Origin of the sequence: Ornithinimicrobium sp. F0845 (assembly GCF_023015765.1) — a bacterium.
Classification (GTDB): domain Bacteria; phylum Actinomycetota; class Actinomycetes; order Actinomycetales; family Dermatophilaceae; genus Ornithinicoccus.
Genome location: NZ_JALKAL010000016.1, coordinates 71,650 through 87,646 on the forward strand (window position 1 = coordinate 71,650; position 15,997 = coordinate 87,646).

Consider the following 15,997-nt stretch of genomic DNA (forward strand, 5'->3'; position numbering starts at 1 on the left):
TACCCCATCTCGACCACCTCGACTACGACCTCGCCACCCGCCACCGCACCTGGCTCACCGCCGCTTGACGAACAGAGGAGCGTCGGGTTGTGCTGCGGTGCTCCGGTACTGGGCGTGGCGCTACGTCAACCGGGGTCAGCCCCAGCCGAGGGCGTGCAGCTTCTCGTCGTCGATTCCGAAGTGGTGGGCGATCTCGTGCACGACGGTGATGGCGATCTCCTCGATCACCTCGCCGCGGTCCTCACACATGCGTAGGGTGGGGCCGCGGAAGATCGTGATGCGGTCTGGCATCTGCCCGCCCCAGAACTCGTCACGCTCGGTGAGCGGGATCCCGTCGTAGACACCGAGGAGCTCGGGGTCGTCGGCCGGCGGTTCGTCCTCCACAAAGAAGACCACGTTGTCCAGCAGCGCCATGAGCTGGGGCGGCACCTCGTCCAGGGCGTCCCCGACGGCGTTCTCGAACTCCTCACGGCTCATCTCCACCGGTTCGTCCGGGAGGTCGGCCTCCTCCGCGTGCCGGTGCCCGTCGGTGAGGTCGTGCTGGTCCACCGGGTCCTGGGGACCGGGGGAGTCGGGACGGCTCAGGGAGTCATCGGCATACACCCCTCCAGTATGCCGAGTGGTCGACTCCCCCTCCGACCCGCCCCCTGGCAGGTTGCCGGGAACGACCCACAGGACCCTGGGCGAGGCAGAAGCGGGCACGTGCACGGTTTCTACCCAGCGCGCCGGGAGACGGCCGGGTAGGCGCCGGTCTCGTGCACGGTTTCTACCCAGCGCGCCGGGAGACGGCCGGGTAGAAGCCGGTCAGGTGCACGGTTTCTACCCAGCGCGCCAGGAGACGGCCGGGTAGGCGCCGGTCACGTGCACGGTTTCTACCCAGCGCGCCAGGAGACGGCCGGGTAGGCGCCGGTCTCGTGCACGGTTTCTACCCAGCGCGCCAGGAGACGGCCGGGTAGGCGCCGGTCACGTGCACGGTTTCTACCCACCACCCCGGGATGCGGCCGGGTAGAAGCCGGTCACGTGTCCGACTGGCGTCGGTGCGGGTCTGTGGACAGCACGGCATCTCCGTGATCGCGGAGGTCGCGTGCCTCGTCGGGGATGCTTCGTGGTGCAGGGCGCATGAGGACGGCCGTGGTGCCGGTGGGCACCACGGCCGTCCTGCCGTGCGTGGTGGCCCGCTCAGGGGCCGGGGAGCCGCCTCAGGTGCGGTCGTCCGATCGCAGACCCGCGGTCTCGTCGGCGCGCTCCACCGACTCCTTGATGGCTCGGGCCTGCCCACCGGGCAGGGCCTCCGCCTCACCGTGGTGGTGAGCCGCAGCCAGCTCGGAGGGGGTGACGGGCTCGATGCGGTCCTTGAAGTAGAACTCCGAGAGCTTGCGGCGCATCGACTCCAGCGGACCGACCGGCCTCTCGACGCCATACTCGTCGGTGTCGGGACCCGCGGTGAGGGACAGCGGACGCTGCGCCTCGTGCTGCACCAGGTGCCACCGGTCGAACTCGTTGAGCTCCTCGTGGACCTCGTAGAAGCGGCCCTCCGGAGTGCGCATGATGCGGCCGCTCTCCGTGCCGTGCAGGACCAGCTCGCGGTCGGCGCGCTGCAGCGACAGGCAGAGCCGTTTGACGACCATGAAGACGATGACCGGCAGGATGAAGAACAGCACGCGTAGTGCCACCGTGATGTCGTTGATCGACAGATGCAGCTTGATCGCGATGATGTCGTTGATCGTGGCGACTGCCAGGACCAGGTACATCGAGATGGCTGCGGCGCCGACGGCGGTGCGCACCGGAGCGTTGCGGGGGCGGTCCAGCAGGTGGTGCTCCCGCTTGTCGCCGGTGATCCACTGCTCGACGAACGGGTAGGCGCCCAGGATGATCCAGACGAGCGGCAGCAGGACCAGCGACCCGAGGAAGATCTGCGGACTGAACGTCACGCCGAAGATCGAGAACTCCATCCAACCGGGCAACAGTCGTAGCGCTCCGTCGGAGAACCACATATAGAAGTCCGGCTGTGAGCCCGCCGTGACCTGGCCCGGGTCGTAGGGGCCGTAGGCCCACACCGGGTTGATCGTGACCACGGCGGCGATCAGGGCCGTGACGCCGAAGACGATGAAGAAGAAGCCCCCGGCCTTGGCGGTGTAGACGGGCAGCAGCGGGAAGCCCACCACGTTGTTGTTGGTGCGGCCCGGCCCGGGGTACTGCGTGTGCTTGTGCCAGAAGACCAGGAAGATGTGCACCGCGAACAGCCCGACCAGGATCGCCGGCAGCAGCAGCACGTGGGCGATGTAGAGACGCGGGATGATCAGCTCACCGGGGAACTGGCCGCCGAAGACGAAGAATGTCAGGTAGGTGCCGATGACCGGTGCGGAGGACATGAAGCCGTTCATCGCCCGGATGCCGGTGCCGGAGAGCAGGTCGTCCGGCAGGGAGTAGCCGGCGAAGCCCTCGATGCAGGCCAGCAGGGACAGGACCGTGCCGATGACCCAGTTGATCTCGCGCGGCTTGCGGAAGGCGCCGGTGAAGAACACGCGGGCCACGTGCAGCGCGATGCCCACGATGAACAGCAGCGCCGCCCAGTGGTGCAGCTGCCGGATGAGCAGCCCGCCCTTGATGTCGAAGGAGATGTTCAGGGTCGACGCGTAGGCCTCGCTCATCCCGACACCCTTGAGCGGCACGAAGGAGCCGTCATAGATCACGTGGCCCATGCTGGGCACGAACCAGAAGGTGAGGAAGGTCCCGGTGATCAGGCAGATGATCAGCGAGTACATCGCGATCTCGCCGAGGAGGAAGGACCAGTGGTCGGGGAAGACCTTCTTGAAGAGGCCGAAGCCCTTGGCGACGCCCAGGCGTTCGTCCGCCCAGACGACGGGGGGCGGCAGCTTGGGGTCCGCGGCGTCCGCGGTCGTCTCGGTCGCCGCCTCGGACTGGTCCCGGACCGCGCCGGCGCCCTGCGGAATGGTCGTCATCAGCCACGCTCCCAGTAACTCGGGCCGATCGGCTCGGCAAAGTCGTCAACCGCCACGAGATAGCCATCCTCGACGGTGATCGGCAACTGCGGCAGCGGCCGCTTGGCCGGGCCGAAGATCACCTTGCAGTCGTCCGTCATGTCGAACGTCGACTGGTGGCACGGGCAGAGCAGGTGGTGGGTCTGGCGTTCGTACAGCGCCACGGGACACCCGACGTGGGTGCAGATCTTGGAGTAGGCCACGATGCCGTCCACACCCCAGTCGCGCTGCTTCTGGCTCTTGATCTGCTCGGGGTTGAGCCGGACCAGCAGGACCGAGGAGTTGGCCTTGGCCTCCATGATCTCCAGCGCCGAGGGACCGTCCTCACCATGGGAGCTCTCACCGACGAAGCCCTCCGGCAGCACGTGGATCACCGACCCCTGCGAGACCATCTCCGGGGTGATGGGGGTGCCCGACGGGTCGATCATCAACCGCATGCCCTTGCGCCAGACGGTGTGCTCGAGCGCGTCACCGGGGAGGGGGCCGAGTCCGCCGGCCACCTGCAGGGCCAGCGGGAGCGCGAACAGGCCCAGGGCCCCGCCGGCCGTGAGCAGCAGCATCGGGCGGCGGTGCAGCTGAGCGCTGCGGTAGCCCTGGGACAGGACACCGGCCGCCTCGTTGCGGGCCTCCTCGTCGGAGGCCTGCAGGTGCCGCTCCTCGACGACCTCGGTGTCCGGCATGATCGTCTTGGCCCAGTGGACGGCACCCAGGCCGATGCCGAGCAAGGACATGGCCAGGGTCAGGCCGAGGATCACGTGGTAGAGGTTCACGTAGCCGATCACCAGGACGCTGGCGCGCAGCTCCGGGTCCACGAGGAAGTAGGCGACGATGAACCCCAGGGTGCCCAGGATCGACAGGCCGAAGAGCGTGGTCACCTGCCGCTCGGCGCGCTTGGCGGCGTCGTCGTCCACGTCGGCGCGGCGCGGGCGGTGCGGTGGCAGGCCGGGGTTCTCGAACCGGTCCGCGGCCTCCGGCTCCACATAGGTCGCGGGCTTGGCGTGCGGGTCGTGCACCGCGATCTGGTCCTCACTCATGCTCAGGCAGCCTTTCGTCCGAGCCAGACGGCCGCACCGATCAGCAGGCCGATTCCGATCGTCCAGATGAAGACGGCGTCACCGGCGGGGCCGATCGAGCCGAGGTCGTGCCCACCGAAGGAGTTGCCGCCCTCCTCGATGTTCACGATGAACGCGATCACGTTCTCCTTCTCCTGCGGGGTGATGGTGGCGTCGTTGAAGACCGGCATGGACTGCGGGCCGGTCAGCATCGCCGAGTACATGTGACTCGGCTCGACACCCATCAGGTCCGGGGCGAACTTGCCGCGGGTCAGTGCGCCACCCTGCGCGGAGGAGTTGTGGCACATGGCGCAGTTGGTGCGGAAGATCATGCCGCCATTGGCGATGTCGGCGTTCTCCAGGTCGGTGTACTCCTCGTCGGGCACGTCGGGCCCCGGCCCGAGGGAGGCGACGAAGGCCGCGAGCTGGTCGATCTCCTGCTGGGAGAAGTTGACCTGGTTGGGGTTGGCCGGTGCCTGCACGCCGGGGGCCGCGAGCGGCATCCGGCCGGTGCCGACCTGGAAGTCGACGGCGGCTGCACCGACGCCCGCCAGCGAGGGACCGGCGGTGCCGTTGCCCTCGGCGTTCTTGCCGTGGCAGCTGGCGCAGTTGGCCAGGAAGAGCTTGCGGCCCTCCTCCACGTCATCGACGTCCTCGCTCGCGTTGGAGGCGGAGTAGGCGTCGGCCGGCGCGGTGGGCTGCAGCGCGGCATACGCGGTGCCGGTGAACGTCAGGCCCAGGAACAACAGGACGATCAGGGCGATCGGGCTGCGTCGGTAGGTGGCGAGCTTGCTCACGCGGCGCTCCTCGGTCGTAGGTCGGTCGGGACGGTGACAGTCATGCTGATCACCGGAGGATGTAGATCGTGAAGAAGAGGGCGACCCACACGACGTCGACGAAGTGCCAGTAGTAGGACACGACGTGGGCACCGACCTTCTGGGCATGGGTGTAGCGCTTGGCCGTGAAACTTCGGCCGATGATCAGCAGGAACGCGATCAGACCCCCGGCGACGTGGATGCCGTGGAAGCCGGTGGTGATGTAGAAGGCCGAGCCGTAGGGGTCGGAGTTGAGCATGACGCCCTCGGTGATGAGCGTGGCGTACTCCCAGACCTGGCCCGCGACGAAGACGGCCCCGAAGAGGTAGGTCAGGACGAACCACTCGCGCATGCCCCAACCGGACAGGTTGAACAGGCCGCCGGTGCGGGAGACGCGGCCCTCCTCGGCCTTGAACACCCCGATCTGGCACCACACCGAGGAGATGACCAGGATCGTGGTGTTGACCGCCGCGAACGGCACGTTGAGCAGGGCGGTCTTCTCGTCCCACAGCTCCGTCGAGACGGCGCGGATCGTGAAGTAGATCGCGAACAGGCCCGCGAAGAACATGATCTCGCTGGCCAGCCACACCATGGTGCCGACCATCGTCATGCTCGGACGGGTCGCGGGTCCCTGGGTCGCATCCAGGGGACGCCCCGGTGCACCCGCTGTTGCTGCTGATGTCATCGCCACGCCGGCCATTATTGCCTACCCGGATGGAGAAGGGACAGTGACCCTCCGTCCTGGCGCGCCCCGACTGCCAGAGACTTTCGAGGCGCCCTGTCCAGCGCCTCCCTGCGCGGGGTGAGTACCATTCGTGGCATGACCGTCCCGACCGAGGCCAAGTCCGCCGTCACCGGCATCTCCGTCCTGCTCTTCAGCGATGACCGCGCCACGCGAGACGCCGTCCGCCTGGGCGTGGGGACCCGTCCGGCCGAGCACGTCGCCGTGGAGTCCTGGCACGAGTGCGCGACGGCCGACGGCGTCATGATGACGCTCAACGAGGAGAAGATCGACGTCATCATCCTCGACGGTGAGGCGCAACCCTACGGCGGTCTGGGCGTGTGCCGGCAGATCAAGAACGAGATGTACGACTGCCCGCCGATCATGGTGCTCATCGGCCGTCCCGGCGACGGATGGCTCGCGTCCTGGTCGCAGGCGGACGCCGTCGTGTCGCACCCGCTCGACCCGGCCGCCCTGGCGCGGGGCGTGGCCGGCCTCGTGCGCCCGTGACCGAGGAGCTCACCACCTGGCCGGACCTGCTCACCACGCTGTGCTCGGGCGGGGACCTGAGCTCTGCGGAGACGTCGTGGGTGATGGACCGGGTGATGCAGGGCGAGGCCTCACCCGCACGCCTGGCGGCCTTCCTGGCCGCGCTGCGGGTCAAGGGCGAGACTGCCCCGGAGATGCAGGGCCTGGCCGACACCATGCTCTCCCACGCCATCCGGTTCGAGGTGGAGGGTCCGAGCCTGGACATCGTGGGCACCGGCGGGGACCGGGCGCACACGGTGAACATCTCGACGATGTCCTCGGTCGTGGCCGCCAGCGCCGGGGTGCCCGTGGTCAAGCACGGCAACCGCGCGGCGTCCTCCTCGTCGGGCTCGGCCGATGTGCTCGAGGCCCTCGGCGTCCGGCTGGACGCGACGCCCGAGGACGTCGTCCGCATCTTCCACGAGGTGGGCATCACCTTCTGCTTCGCGGTCACCTTCCATCCCTCCTTCCGCCACTCTGCGGAAGTGCGCAGGGATCTGGGGATCGCAACTGCCTTCAACTTCCTCGGTCCGCTGACCAACCCCGCCCAGCCGCAGTATGCCGCGGTGGGAGTCGCCGATGCACGCATGGCTCCGTTGGTGGCCGGGGTGTTCGCCGGTCGCGGCAAGGATGCCGCGGTCTTCCGCGGTGACGACGGGCTGGACGAGCTGACCACCTCGGGCAGCTCGAGCGTCTGGTGGGTGCGTGACGGCCGGGTCCAGCAGTTCGGCCTGTCGCCCGAGATGGTCGGTCTGAGCACCCACCCCGTCTCGGAGCTGCGCGGTGCCGACGCCCAGCACAACGCCGACGTCGCCCGCCGCCTGTTTGACGGTGAGGAGGGGGCGGCTCGCGTCGCGGTGCTGCTCAACGCCGGCACGGCCCTGGCCGTGGCGACCGAGGCGGAGCAGCCCACGTCCCAGGATGAGTTCGTGGCGCTGGTCAGCGACGGTGTCGCCCGGGCCGCCGAGGCGATCGACTCGGGCAGCGCCACGGCCCTGCTCGGCCGGTGGGCCGCCGCCACCGGGGCCTGATCGTCCTGTTCGGCCGTTGGGCTGCCGTCACCGGGGCCTGATCGCCCGACCGTCGGCAGGTCTGCCCGAAAGGCGGGGAGAGATCATCCTCGGGATGTATAGCCCTGCCCACCGCTTGTCGATAGGTTCTTGACCAGCCCGTGAAAGTGCCTTTGCACCGGGCTGACGTCACACCGAACTTCCCGCCCCGCCGGACCGGCGGTGTGCGGTCACGTCAACCAGGGGGTTACCCGTGTCACGATCTCGTTCACCCATCTCACTCGGCAGGCTCGGCGCGGTGGTCGCGGCGACGCTGGTGGTCACCAGCGGCCTGCAGGCCGCGCAGGCCGATCCGGGCGCACCGCCCGGCCCGGAGGATCCGCCGACGGCCGTCGCGGACAGCTCGACCGCGTCCGCCACCACGGACGCGGACAGCATGACGTTGCTGGCCGAGCCGCAGCAGCACGCGCCGAACCACTTCGGCAGCTCACCCTTCCCGCCCCGTGAGGCCACCGACAGTCTCTTCGTCGTCGACCAGGCCCCGGGGCTGGACACCGGCTGCACCTACCGGAGCGGTGGTCCGCTCGTGTTCGACATCGAGGTGGACCGGGTCCTGGGCGACGACGAGCGGGACCTGTTGGTCTCCAACGGTCTCCTCTCGCAGTTCGCGAGCCTGCGGATGCCGGCCTACGACGTCGACTTCGACGCGGTCGTGCCCGGCTACAACCCCGAGCGGGACCGGGTGCTGTTCAACGGCAACGTCGTGCAGGAGGAGTGGCTGACCGGTGAGGACAACGTCTGGAAGATGAACCAGTTCCTGGTGCCCGTCGAGTGGGTCAACTTCGCCGACGACCCCGGCGAGGGAGGCACCGCCGAGCCGGCGATCAACACGATCACCATCGAGATCGACACCGCCAACAGCGTGGAGGCCTGGTGCACCTCCATCGACTGGGCCGAGCTGTCCTTCACGATGCCGCGGCCCACCGTCTTCGCGCACGGCATCTTCTCCAGCCACGCCATCTGGACAGAGCCATGGTCGGCGAAGCTGCAGGATGTTGGCATCTACACGCACGACACCCTCGACCTGGGTGCCCTCGACTCCATCGCCGACAACGCCGCGGAGATCGGTGTCGCCGTCGAGGAGACACGCCAGCGCTACGGCGCCGACAGCGTCAACATGGTCGTGCACAGCAAGGGTGGCCTGGACTCGCGCCACTATGTCGAGAGCAACGAGGGGGTCGACCGCATCGTCCAGCTCGGCACGCCCAACGCCGGCAGCCCGCTGGCCGACCTGGCCCAGAGCCTCGTGGTGAGCATCGGAGGGATCGGTGGGAGCGTGATCGGCGGGCTCGCCGCCCCCGCCGGCGTCCAGCTGACCACTCCCTACATGTGGCTCTACAACAACACGCATGCGTTGAGCCCGGAGGTGGACTTCTCGGTCATGGCCGGCGACTACGACGCCACCGGCTGCTTCTGCCTGCTCGACCGCTTCCTGCTCCAGGTGACCGGACAGGGGGACACTATCGTCCCGCTCTGGTCCGCCCACCGGTTCGCCAGCATGCTGCCCTACACCTACAACTCCTCCGGCAACGACCGGGACGCGACGCACGGCGGCCTGCACCACTCCACCGCGATCCTGGAGCTCATGCGCCCGACGGTGCAGCAGCCGGGCACCGACGACGCCGGAACCGTCGCCTCCATCGAGCCGAGCTCGACAGCGCCGGCTGTCGAGGGGCCCGTCGCCCAGCTGCCCCAGCACACGCAGACCGTCGGCGGTCTGCTGGCCGCTGGCCCGGGAGCGCACGAGGTGCCGATCGACGAGGCTTCGGCCACCTATATCTCCGTGGTCTACACCTCGGGGACCCCTCTGACGGTGGAGCTGGTCTCGCCGTCCGGTGACCGGATCACCCCGAGCACGCCCGGGGTGGAGTTCGAGGACGGCGAGATGGAGGGCGCCCGCCTTGCTGTCTACCTGCTCCCCAACCCTGAGGTGGGCACCTGGACGGTGGAGGTCGACGGGGGAGCCGCCAGCACGGCATACGCGGTCCACGCCTGGCCCGTCGCCAGCAGCGTCTCCCTGACCGTGGAGCTGCCCGAGCCCAGCGTGGCCTCGGGCGACACGGTGCCGGTGCACGCAACCCTGACCGACGGTGCCACGCCGCTCACCGACGCCGAGGTGTCGGCCAAGGTGCTGGCACCAGATGAGACCACCGCCGAGGTTGCGCTCGTCGACGACGGCACCGGCGCGGACGAGACGGCCGGCGACGGTGTCTACTCCGGCGTCGTCACGACAGGTGCCGTCGGGATGTATCGCGTCGGCATCGTCGCCAGCGGCACCACCTCCGACGGGACGGAGTTCAGCCGCGAGGCCTTCGGGATGGCCACCGCCAGCAGCGGCGCGGCCACTATCGCCGACATCACCGACTCCGGTGTGGATCTGAACGGCAACGGGATGTATGACGTGCTGCAGGTCTCCCTGGACCTGGACGTCGAGGCGGCCGGCACCTACCGGGTCTTCGGCGAGCTGACCGACAGCGAGGGCAACGCACAGACCGCCAGCACGGTGGTCACGCTGCCCGCCGGGGCCTCCGCGGTCGAGATCGCCTTCGACGGCGCCACGATCTACGACGCCGGTGTGGACGGGCCCTACACCCTCTCGACGCTGCGCATCGCAGAGGAGTCGGACCTGGCGCTGATGCCAGTGACCGAGGTCACCGACGTCCACACGACCGCCGGCTACGGCTACGACGAGTTCGAGCACTCGGGGCTGCGGCTGACGGGAGAGGGATCGGCAGAGGGCGTGGACCTGGACGCCAACGGGCTCTACGACCAGTTGCTGGTGACCGTGCAGGTGCACACCGACACGGCCGGCTACTACGAGTGGTCCGGTCAGCTCCGCGCCCCAGACGGCACCGAGCTCGAGTTCGAGTCCGGTGCGGCCAACTTCACGGCTGGCAACAACGACCTGACGTTCACCTTCGATGGCTGGGCCATCGGGGCGAGCGGCAAGGACGGTCCGTACCGGGTCACCGACGTCCTGGCCTTCGGTGCGGGGCACAGCCTCGTCGCCGGTGACGCCTACGAGACGCCGATGTTCACCGCGAGCCAGTTCGAGGGCTACGTCGGCGAGGTCGAGCGGATCGCGGGAGTCGACCGGTACGAGACGGCGGCGCTCGTCGCGCAGGAGGCTCCGGAGGGCGGCACGCAGGTCCTGGTCGCCAGCGGCCAGAACTTCCCGGACGCGCTCGCGGTGTCTGCCGCAGCCGGTGCCGCACCGGGACCGCTGCTGCTGACCAAGGCCGACGCGGTCCCGAACGCGACCCGCGCCGAGGTGCAGCGCCTCGTGGCCGACGGCGGGCCGCAGGGCCTGACCGTGGCCGGCGGCTCCAGCGTGGTCCAGCCGGACATCGTCGACGTGCTCTCCGGCCTGGCCGGGACGGACGCCGAGGTCCTGGCGGGCGTGGACCGCTACGCGACCGCTGCCGCGATCGCGGCCGCGACGGTGGAGCCCGGTGCGACCGCCTACGTGGTCAGCGGCCTGGACTACCCCGACGCGCTGACCGCCGCCACGCTGGCAGCACCCGAGCAGGGCTCGGTGCTGTTGACGCGGTCCGGGAAGCTGCCCAACGCCACGGTCGCGCAACTGGTCGCCCAGACGCCGGACCGGATCGTGGTCGTGGGCGGTTCGGGCGCGGTGTCCGAGGACGTGCTGACCGAGCTGGGAGCCTACGCGCCGGTCGTGGAGCGGCTCTCCGGTGAGGACCGCTACGGCACGGCGGCCGCGGTGACCGACAGCTTCGACCCCGGTGTCGACGTGCTCTACGTCGCCACGGGTGAGAACTACCCGGACGCGCTGACCGTTGCGGCGCTCGCCGGTCAGCAGGGCGCACCCGTCCTGCTGGTGAAGAGCGACATCCTGCCGGTCGTGACGGCCGAGGCGGCCGACCGGCTGGCGCCCGACCGCATCGTCGTGGTCGGCGGCACCGGGGCGGTGTCGGAGGACGTGGCTGAGGAGCTGCGGACCTACCTGCACTGAGCGGCATCTGACACGCCGTCCGCCCCCGCCCGATTCCAGGCGGGGGCGGACAGTGTGTGCCGCGCGAGTTGGTGTGCCCGGGCCTATCCGTCCAGACCGATGGAGAAGGCCGCCTCCAGGTCCTCGCTGGAGTAGGTCCGGAAGGCGATGTGGGTGTCGGTCTCCAGGACGCCGGGCACCTTGTTGAGGCGGTCGGCGATGACGTCGGCGAAGTCCTCGTGCCTGGCCACCCGGGCGACCGCGATGAGGTCGATGTTGCCGGTCACGGAGTAGACCTCACTGATGCCCTCGATCGCGGCGATGGCCTGCGCGGCCTCCGGGATGCGGGCTACGTCGGCCTTGATCAACACGATGGCGGAAATCACGGGCCCCACTCTAGTGCGGGCGGGTCCCGTGCGGGCAGCCTGCTCCGGTCAGCCGTGCGCGCGGACCGCACCCGGCGGGCGCTCCAACGGCTTGACCGAGGGTGGCTCACCCCACGGCTCGGAGAACTCGCTCCAGCGTCGCGACAGCGGCTCGAGCTCCGCGCGGGCGGCACCCGCACCGCCGACCGGGCAGGTCCACTCGCCGTCCACGGTGACCAGCCGCGTGCCGGCCGTCTCGAGCCACCTGAGGATCAGCTCGGTCTCCTCCGGGTGGGCCGCTGGCGCCGGCGCTGTCGGCTCGGCCACGACCTCGGCCGTGGCCCGCAGCGCCTCGATGTAGGGCATCGGGTCGGCGCCGCGCGGCGTGACGGTCGTCCCGGCCAGCCGTCCGTGACGCACGCAGATGACCTCCCACCCGCCGGCATCCCGACGCCGCGCGGCGACGATCTCCGGCGCGGAGGACAGCGGTGCGAGCCGTTGGACCCGCGCGGTGGCCCGGACCAGGGCCAGCATCCGGTCGCGGAGCGTCGTGGCGTCCTCGAACCGCTCCTGCCCGGCCAGCGAGTCGAGCTTGGCGCGCAGCGCCGACAGGAGATCTCGGCCGTCGCCGGCCAGGGCCATCGCCGCCTGACCGGCGACCTCGGCATACTCCTGCGTCGTCTGCTCACCGATGCACGGGGCACCGCACCGACCCATCTCGAACAGCACGCACGCGCTCTTGCGCGAGCGCGCGGACAGGGCCTGCGTGCACTGCCGCAGCGGGATCACCTCGTGGACCGCGGTCACAGCGGCCTCGGCGCTCTTGCGCGACCCGAACGGGCCGGCGTAGTGCGCCCCGTCGCCGCGCACCTGGCGCACGATCGACAGGCGGGGGAACGGCTCCACGGTCAGCTTCACCCAGAGCGCCTTCTCCGGGTGGCGCGATCGGCGGTTGTAGCGCGGCTTGTGCTCGGCGATCAACCGCAGCTCCCGCACCTGCGCCTCGAGGCGGGTCGCGCAGACGATCGGGGTGATCGTCTCGGCGATGCCCACCATCTCGGCCATCCGGCGCCGAGTCTCCGAGGCCGTGAAGTAGGTGCGGGTGCGGCGTCGGATGTCGACGGCGGTGCCGACGTAGAGCGGCTCCCCGCGGTGGTCCTTGAAGACATAGACCCCAGGCGCCGAGGGCATCGCGTCGGCGAGGAACCGCTTGCGGCGCTGCGCCGGGGTGACCCGGCTGTGATAGCTCTGCAGCTCCTCCAGCGTGTGCACCCCCAGGTTGCCGACGCGCTCGATGAGGCCGTGCAGCACGTCGACGGTCGCCTGGGCGTCGTGCAGCGCGCGGTGGTCGGGCGTCGTGGTGGCCCCGAACAGCGTCGCCAGGCTGGAGAGCTTGTGGTTGGGGGCCTCGTCGCGGTGCACCAGCTGCCGGGCCAGCCGCACCGTATCTAGCACCGCGAAGCCGGGCCACGGGTGCCCGGTCTGCTGGGCGGCCGCCTTGAGGAACCCGACGTCGAAGCCGGCGTTGTGCGCGACCAGCACCGCACCGCGCGCGAACTCCAGGAAGGCGGGCAGCGCCGACTCGATGCGCGGGGCCTGCGCCACCATCGCGTTGGTGATGCCGGTCAGCACGGTGATGAACGCAGGGATCGGCGTGCTCGGTCGGACCAGCGTCTGGAACTCGCCGAGGATCTCCCCGCCCCGGACCTTCACGGCGCCGATCTCGGTGATGCCGCAGTCGGCAGGTGAACCGCCGGTGGTCTCCAGGTCCACGACCACGAACGTGACATCCGACAGGGCGACCCCCAGGTCGTCGAATGTCTCCTGCACCATCTGCATGAAACGAACGTACGACTCGGCACCGACAGTGTGGCGCAGACATCCCGGGGAGCCGGTGGTTCGGACGATTTCGGGGGTCCCGGATCCCGGGCGTGTCGCGGGGGAGCGTGGCTCGTTCGACGCACCGGGAGGGCGCGGCCGGACTCGTGGCGCGAGCTGCGTGTCGGGGCTCTGTCACACCTGACCCCTAGCGTTTTCGAACATCAGATGGAAGAGCGTCAGACGGAGGTGAGATCGATGAGTTTCACGATTGACTGCGAGACCTGCCCGGTGCGCGGCAGGCACTGCGGCGACTGCATGGTGCCGGTGCTGGCCAAGGTGTGGCTGGCGGACCCGCCGGTGCGCGCCGCTGAGCCGGCCGGTGAGAGCGGGGTCCGCGCGGCGGGCCTGCCCTTGGACTTCGAGGAGACCGAGGCCGTGGAGGCCTTCGTGCGGGCGGGGCTGATCAGCCGGGCGGAGGCCAGTGGCGTGCGCGCCCAGAGCACGAGCCCCTCGATCGCCGCCGGCTGACCTTCGGTGAGCGGCTGCGCGTCGGGCAGACTGACCGGGTGAGTATGTCGGGTGGCCGGGGGAGTGCGGCGCTGCTGGCCCTGCTCTCGGTCCTGTGGATCGGCGGCTGCTCGGCACCGGGGTCTTCCGGCGCCGACCTCGTCAACACCGACACCGACCCCGTCAGCACCGACACCGACCCCGTCAGCACAGGCGCCGCCAGTCCTGGTCCTGACACGACTGGCGACGGCAGCACCAGCCCCGCCCCCACCAGCGCTGTCACGCAGGAGCGGGTCACGGTGCAGGGCAGCTCGCCGCAGGAACGGATCGAGGCCTACCACGTGATGGCCGAGGTTGCGCTGAGTCAGGTCGAGGACCTGTGGGGACCGGACGCGGTGCGCTGGCAGGTCCGGGTGTCGCTGCCGGCCACCACTGCGGAGTTCTCCGAGCTGACCGGTGGGGCGGGACTGCAGGCCCCGGCCGTGACGGTCGGGAGCCTGGCCGGGGCCCACATCGTGGTCCACCCAGACTCCTGGGACCGGCTGACCCCGGAGGGTCGGCAGGCGGTGCTCACCCACGAGGTCACGCACCTGGCCCAGCAGGGTCACGGACCGGTGCCGGCCTGGCTGGGCGAGGGCATGGCGGAGTTCACCGCCCACCGTCACTCCCAGCTGCACCCCACCGAGATCGCCGGCTCGGCGCTGGACGACGTGCGCGCCGGAGCTGTCCCCCGAGCCTGGCCGGACCCGGCGGGCGGCGACACCGTGTGGGGCGGATACGCCCTGTCGTGGCTGGCCTGCCTGTACATCGCGCAGACCTGGTCCGAGGACGCGCTGCTCAAGTTCTACGAGGCCGTTGCGGACGCCACGGCCCTCAGCGAGGCGTTCCCGACGGTGCTCGACGTCTCCGAGGCCGAGGCGCTCGAGAGGTGGGGCGCCTGGTTGAGCGACCTCGCCGACTGATCCCGTAGCACCCTGCCAACCCACGCGGCCCGGTGCGGCAGGCTTGACCAGTTCCCGGACCATGGTCGTCGCACCAGTTGGGCATGACTTTCACGGAGAACGCCCGGCATCCTCAGGAGCTCAGGTCCTGGTGGTGTTTGTGCAGGTCAGGTGCTCTGTCAGTGCCGGGTGTTTAGATCATCAGTATGACGACGACAGGCACCAGGACAGGGGTCGGGGACAGTGTCCCCGGCGGCGCTGGGGTGCCTGGTGTCGAGGGGATGAGCCCGGAGGAGCTGGCGCAGTTCCGGGTGGCGTGTGAGGCGCAGCGGGGCAGTGTGTGGGTGGATGACCCTGAGGGGCCGGGGGACTGGGACCTGGTGGCCGAGGTTGACCAGATCGTGGCGGCTTCGGGTGGGTGGGTGGATCCGGCGCAGGAGGTGGCTGGTGGTTTGGAGGCGGCGGCCAGGGGTTTGGGTCGTGCGGCGCAGGGCCCGGAGGGGTTGGTGCGGGTCTTTGATGCCGGGATCGAGGCGGGGTTGGAGGCGGCGGGTCGGGTGCGGGCCCAGTTGACGGGGGTGACGGTGGCGTTGGCGGTCGAGGCGTGGGATCGGGGGTTGCACAACCAGGTGGGGTTGACGTTGGTGAGCTGGTTGCGGCAGCGCTGTCCGTGGTTGGCCAAGGAGGAGGCGTGTCAGATCCAGGACGTGGTCCGGGCCGGTGACACGCACTGGGGTGAAGGGTTGGCGCAGGCGGTGATTGACGGAGCGACGGGGGTGCACCGGGCGGCGAAGGTGGCGCGGACGATGCGCCGGCTGGTGGGGTGCCTGTCGGCCGAGGAGGCGCTGGCGTATGCGCAGATCGCGACGGGGGCGGCGTGCAACAGCGGGTTGTCCGATGCCGAGTTGGATGTGGTGTGTAAGAGGTTGTTGATCGACCTGTTGGATGAGAAGCCCTCGGATGAGGTCAAGGCCACCGCGCAGGGGTTGCGGTGCGTGCGGCGTCGCCCGTTGGCGCGGGGGATGACGCGCTACACCGTGGATGCCCCGGACACCGACGCACCGTTGTTCGACTCGGTGTTGACCGGGCCGTTGGCGGCCCCGGCCAAGGACGAGGCGGGCAACCTGGACCTGCGTTCGGCGGGGCAGCGTCAGTACGACGCGTTGTTGATGGTCCTCAACCGTGGCCTGTCCAACCCTGGCGCCCCGCCCTCCAGTGGT

General features: G+C 70.0%; 13 protein-coding genes. 6 read left to right on the forward strand and 7 right to left on the reverse strand.

The genetic code is table 11. From position 1 onward, the window contains the following. Positions 1-135: 135 nt before the first annotated feature. From MWU75_RS17785 to MWU75_RS17805, 5 genes are all read right to left on the reverse strand, one after another. Positions 136-477, reverse strand: coding sequence for a metallopeptidase family protein (locus MWU75_RS17785; RefSeq protein ID WP_247093477.1), 342 nt, complete (start codon positions 475-477; stop codon positions 136-138). Positions 478-1,199: 722 nt separating this feature from the next. Beyond that, a complete protein-coding gene (locus MWU75_RS17790; protein WP_247093451.1) occupies positions 1,200-2,963 on the reverse strand; it encodes a ubiquinol-cytochrome c reductase cytochrome b subunit in 1,764 nt (587 codons plus the stop codon). Beyond that, a complete protein-coding gene (locus MWU75_RS17795; RefSeq protein WP_247093453.1) occupies positions 2,963-4,036 on the reverse strand; it encodes a Rieske 2Fe-2S domain-containing protein in 1,074 nt (357 codons plus the stop codon). The genes MWU75_RS17790 and MWU75_RS17795 overlap by 1 nt, the downstream gene beginning before the upstream one ends. A gap of 2 nt (positions 4,037-4,038) precedes the next feature. Then, the gene (locus tag MWU75_RS17800) at positions 4,039-4,851 is read right to left on the reverse strand and encodes a c-type cytochrome (protein ID WP_247093455.1); all 813 of its coding nucleotides are present in this window, start codon (positions 4,849-4,851) and stop codon (positions 4,039-4,041) included. A gap of 49 nt (positions 4,852-4,900) precedes the next feature. Beyond that, positions 4,901-5,479, reverse strand: a complete 579-nt coding sequence (locus MWU75_RS17805) for a heme-copper oxidase subunit III (RefSeq protein WP_348647805.1) — start codon at positions 5,477-5,479, stop codon at positions 4,901-4,903. Between the two features lie 210 nt (positions 5,480-5,689). On the opposite strand from MWU75_RS17805, the gene MWU75_RS17810 reads away from it, so the two are divergent. From MWU75_RS17810 to MWU75_RS20425, 3 genes are all read left to right on the forward strand, one after another. Then, entirely contained in the window at positions 5,690-6,100 is a 411-nt protein-coding gene (locus tag MWU75_RS17810; protein WP_247093456.1) for a hypothetical protein, read from the forward strand. Further along, positions 6,097-7,149 carry an anthranilate phosphoribosyltransferase gene (gene trpD / locus MWU75_RS17815; protein ID WP_247093459.1) on the forward strand — a complete coding sequence of 351 codons (1,053 nt, stop codon included), beginning with the start codon at positions 6,097-6,099 and terminating at the stop codon, positions 7,147-7,149. The genes MWU75_RS17810 and trpD overlap by 4 nt, the downstream gene beginning before the upstream one ends. Before the next feature lie 232 nt (positions 7,150-7,381). Next, positions 7,382-11,164, forward strand: a complete 3,783-nt coding sequence (locus MWU75_RS20425; protein ID WP_247093460.1) for a cell wall-binding repeat-containing protein — start codon at positions 7,382-7,384, stop codon at positions 11,162-11,164. An 83-nt stretch (positions 11,165-11,247) separates the two neighbouring features. On the opposite strand, the gene MWU75_RS17825 is transcribed toward MWU75_RS20425, so the two are convergent. Continuing rightward, complete coding sequence (locus MWU75_RS17825) at positions 11,248-11,529, reverse strand: Lrp/AsnC ligand binding domain-containing protein (protein WP_247093462.1); 282 nt, start codon at positions 11,527-11,529, stop codon at positions 11,248-11,250. Positions 11,530-11,577: 48 nt separating this feature from the next. After that, the gene (locus tag MWU75_RS17830; RefSeq protein ID WP_247093463.1) at positions 11,578-13,347 is read right to left on the reverse strand and encodes a DEDD exonuclease domain-containing protein; all 1,770 of its coding nucleotides are present in this window, start codon (positions 13,345-13,347) and stop codon (positions 11,578-11,580) included. Between the two features lie 237 nt (positions 13,348-13,584). Here MWU75_RS17830 and MWU75_RS17835 point away from each other — a divergent pair, with 237 nt between their 5' ends. From MWU75_RS17835 to MWU75_RS20095, 3 genes are all read left to right on the forward strand, one after another. Then, positions 13,585-13,857 carry a hypothetical protein gene (locus MWU75_RS17835; RefSeq protein ID WP_247093465.1) on the forward strand — a complete coding sequence of 91 codons (273 nt, stop codon included), beginning with the start codon at positions 13,585-13,587 and terminating at the stop codon, positions 13,855-13,857. 38 nt (positions 13,858-13,895) lie between these two features. Beyond that, the gene (locus MWU75_RS17840) at positions 13,896-14,798 is read left to right on the forward strand and encodes a DUF4157 domain-containing protein (protein WP_247093467.1); all 903 of its coding nucleotides are present in this window, start codon (positions 13,896-13,898) and stop codon (positions 14,796-14,798) included. A gap of 185 nt (positions 14,799-14,983) precedes the next feature. Continuing rightward, positions 14,984-15,997: DUF222 domain-containing protein (locus MWU75_RS20095; RefSeq protein WP_281497461.1), on the forward strand; the 1,014-nt coding region annotated here is incomplete at its 3' end.

What these genes read in the sequence shown, in the direction of transcription:
- MWU75_RS17785 (WP_247093477.1), bottom strand. Translation starts at nt 477, where the DNA reads ATGAGCCGTGAGGAGTTCGAGAACGCCGTCGGGGACGCCCTGGACGAG.
- MWU75_RS17790 (WP_247093451.1), bottom strand. Translation starts at nt 2,963, where the DNA reads ATGACGACCATTCCGCAGGGCGCCGGCGCGGTCCGGGACCAGTCCGAG.
- MWU75_RS17795 (WP_247093453.1), bottom strand. Translation starts at nt 4,036, where the DNA reads ATGAGTGAGGACCAGATCGCGGTGCACGACCCGCACGCCAAGCCCGCG.
- MWU75_RS17805 (WP_348647805.1), bottom strand. Translation starts at nt 5,479, where the DNA reads ATGACGATGGTCGGCACCATGGTGTGGCTGGCCAGCGAGATCATGTTC.
- MWU75_RS17810 (WP_247093456.1), top strand. Translation starts at nt 5,690, where the DNA reads ATGACCGTCCCGACCGAGGCCAAGTCCGCCGTCACCGGCATCTCCGTC.
- MWU75_RS17830 (WP_247093463.1), bottom strand. Translation starts at nt 13,347, where the DNA reads ATGCAGATGGTGCAGGAGACATTCGACGACCTGGGGGTCGCCCTGTCG.
- MWU75_RS17835 (WP_247093465.1), top strand. Translation starts at nt 13,585, where the DNA reads ATGAGTTTCACGATTGACTGCGAGACCTGCCCGGTGCGCGGCAGGCAC.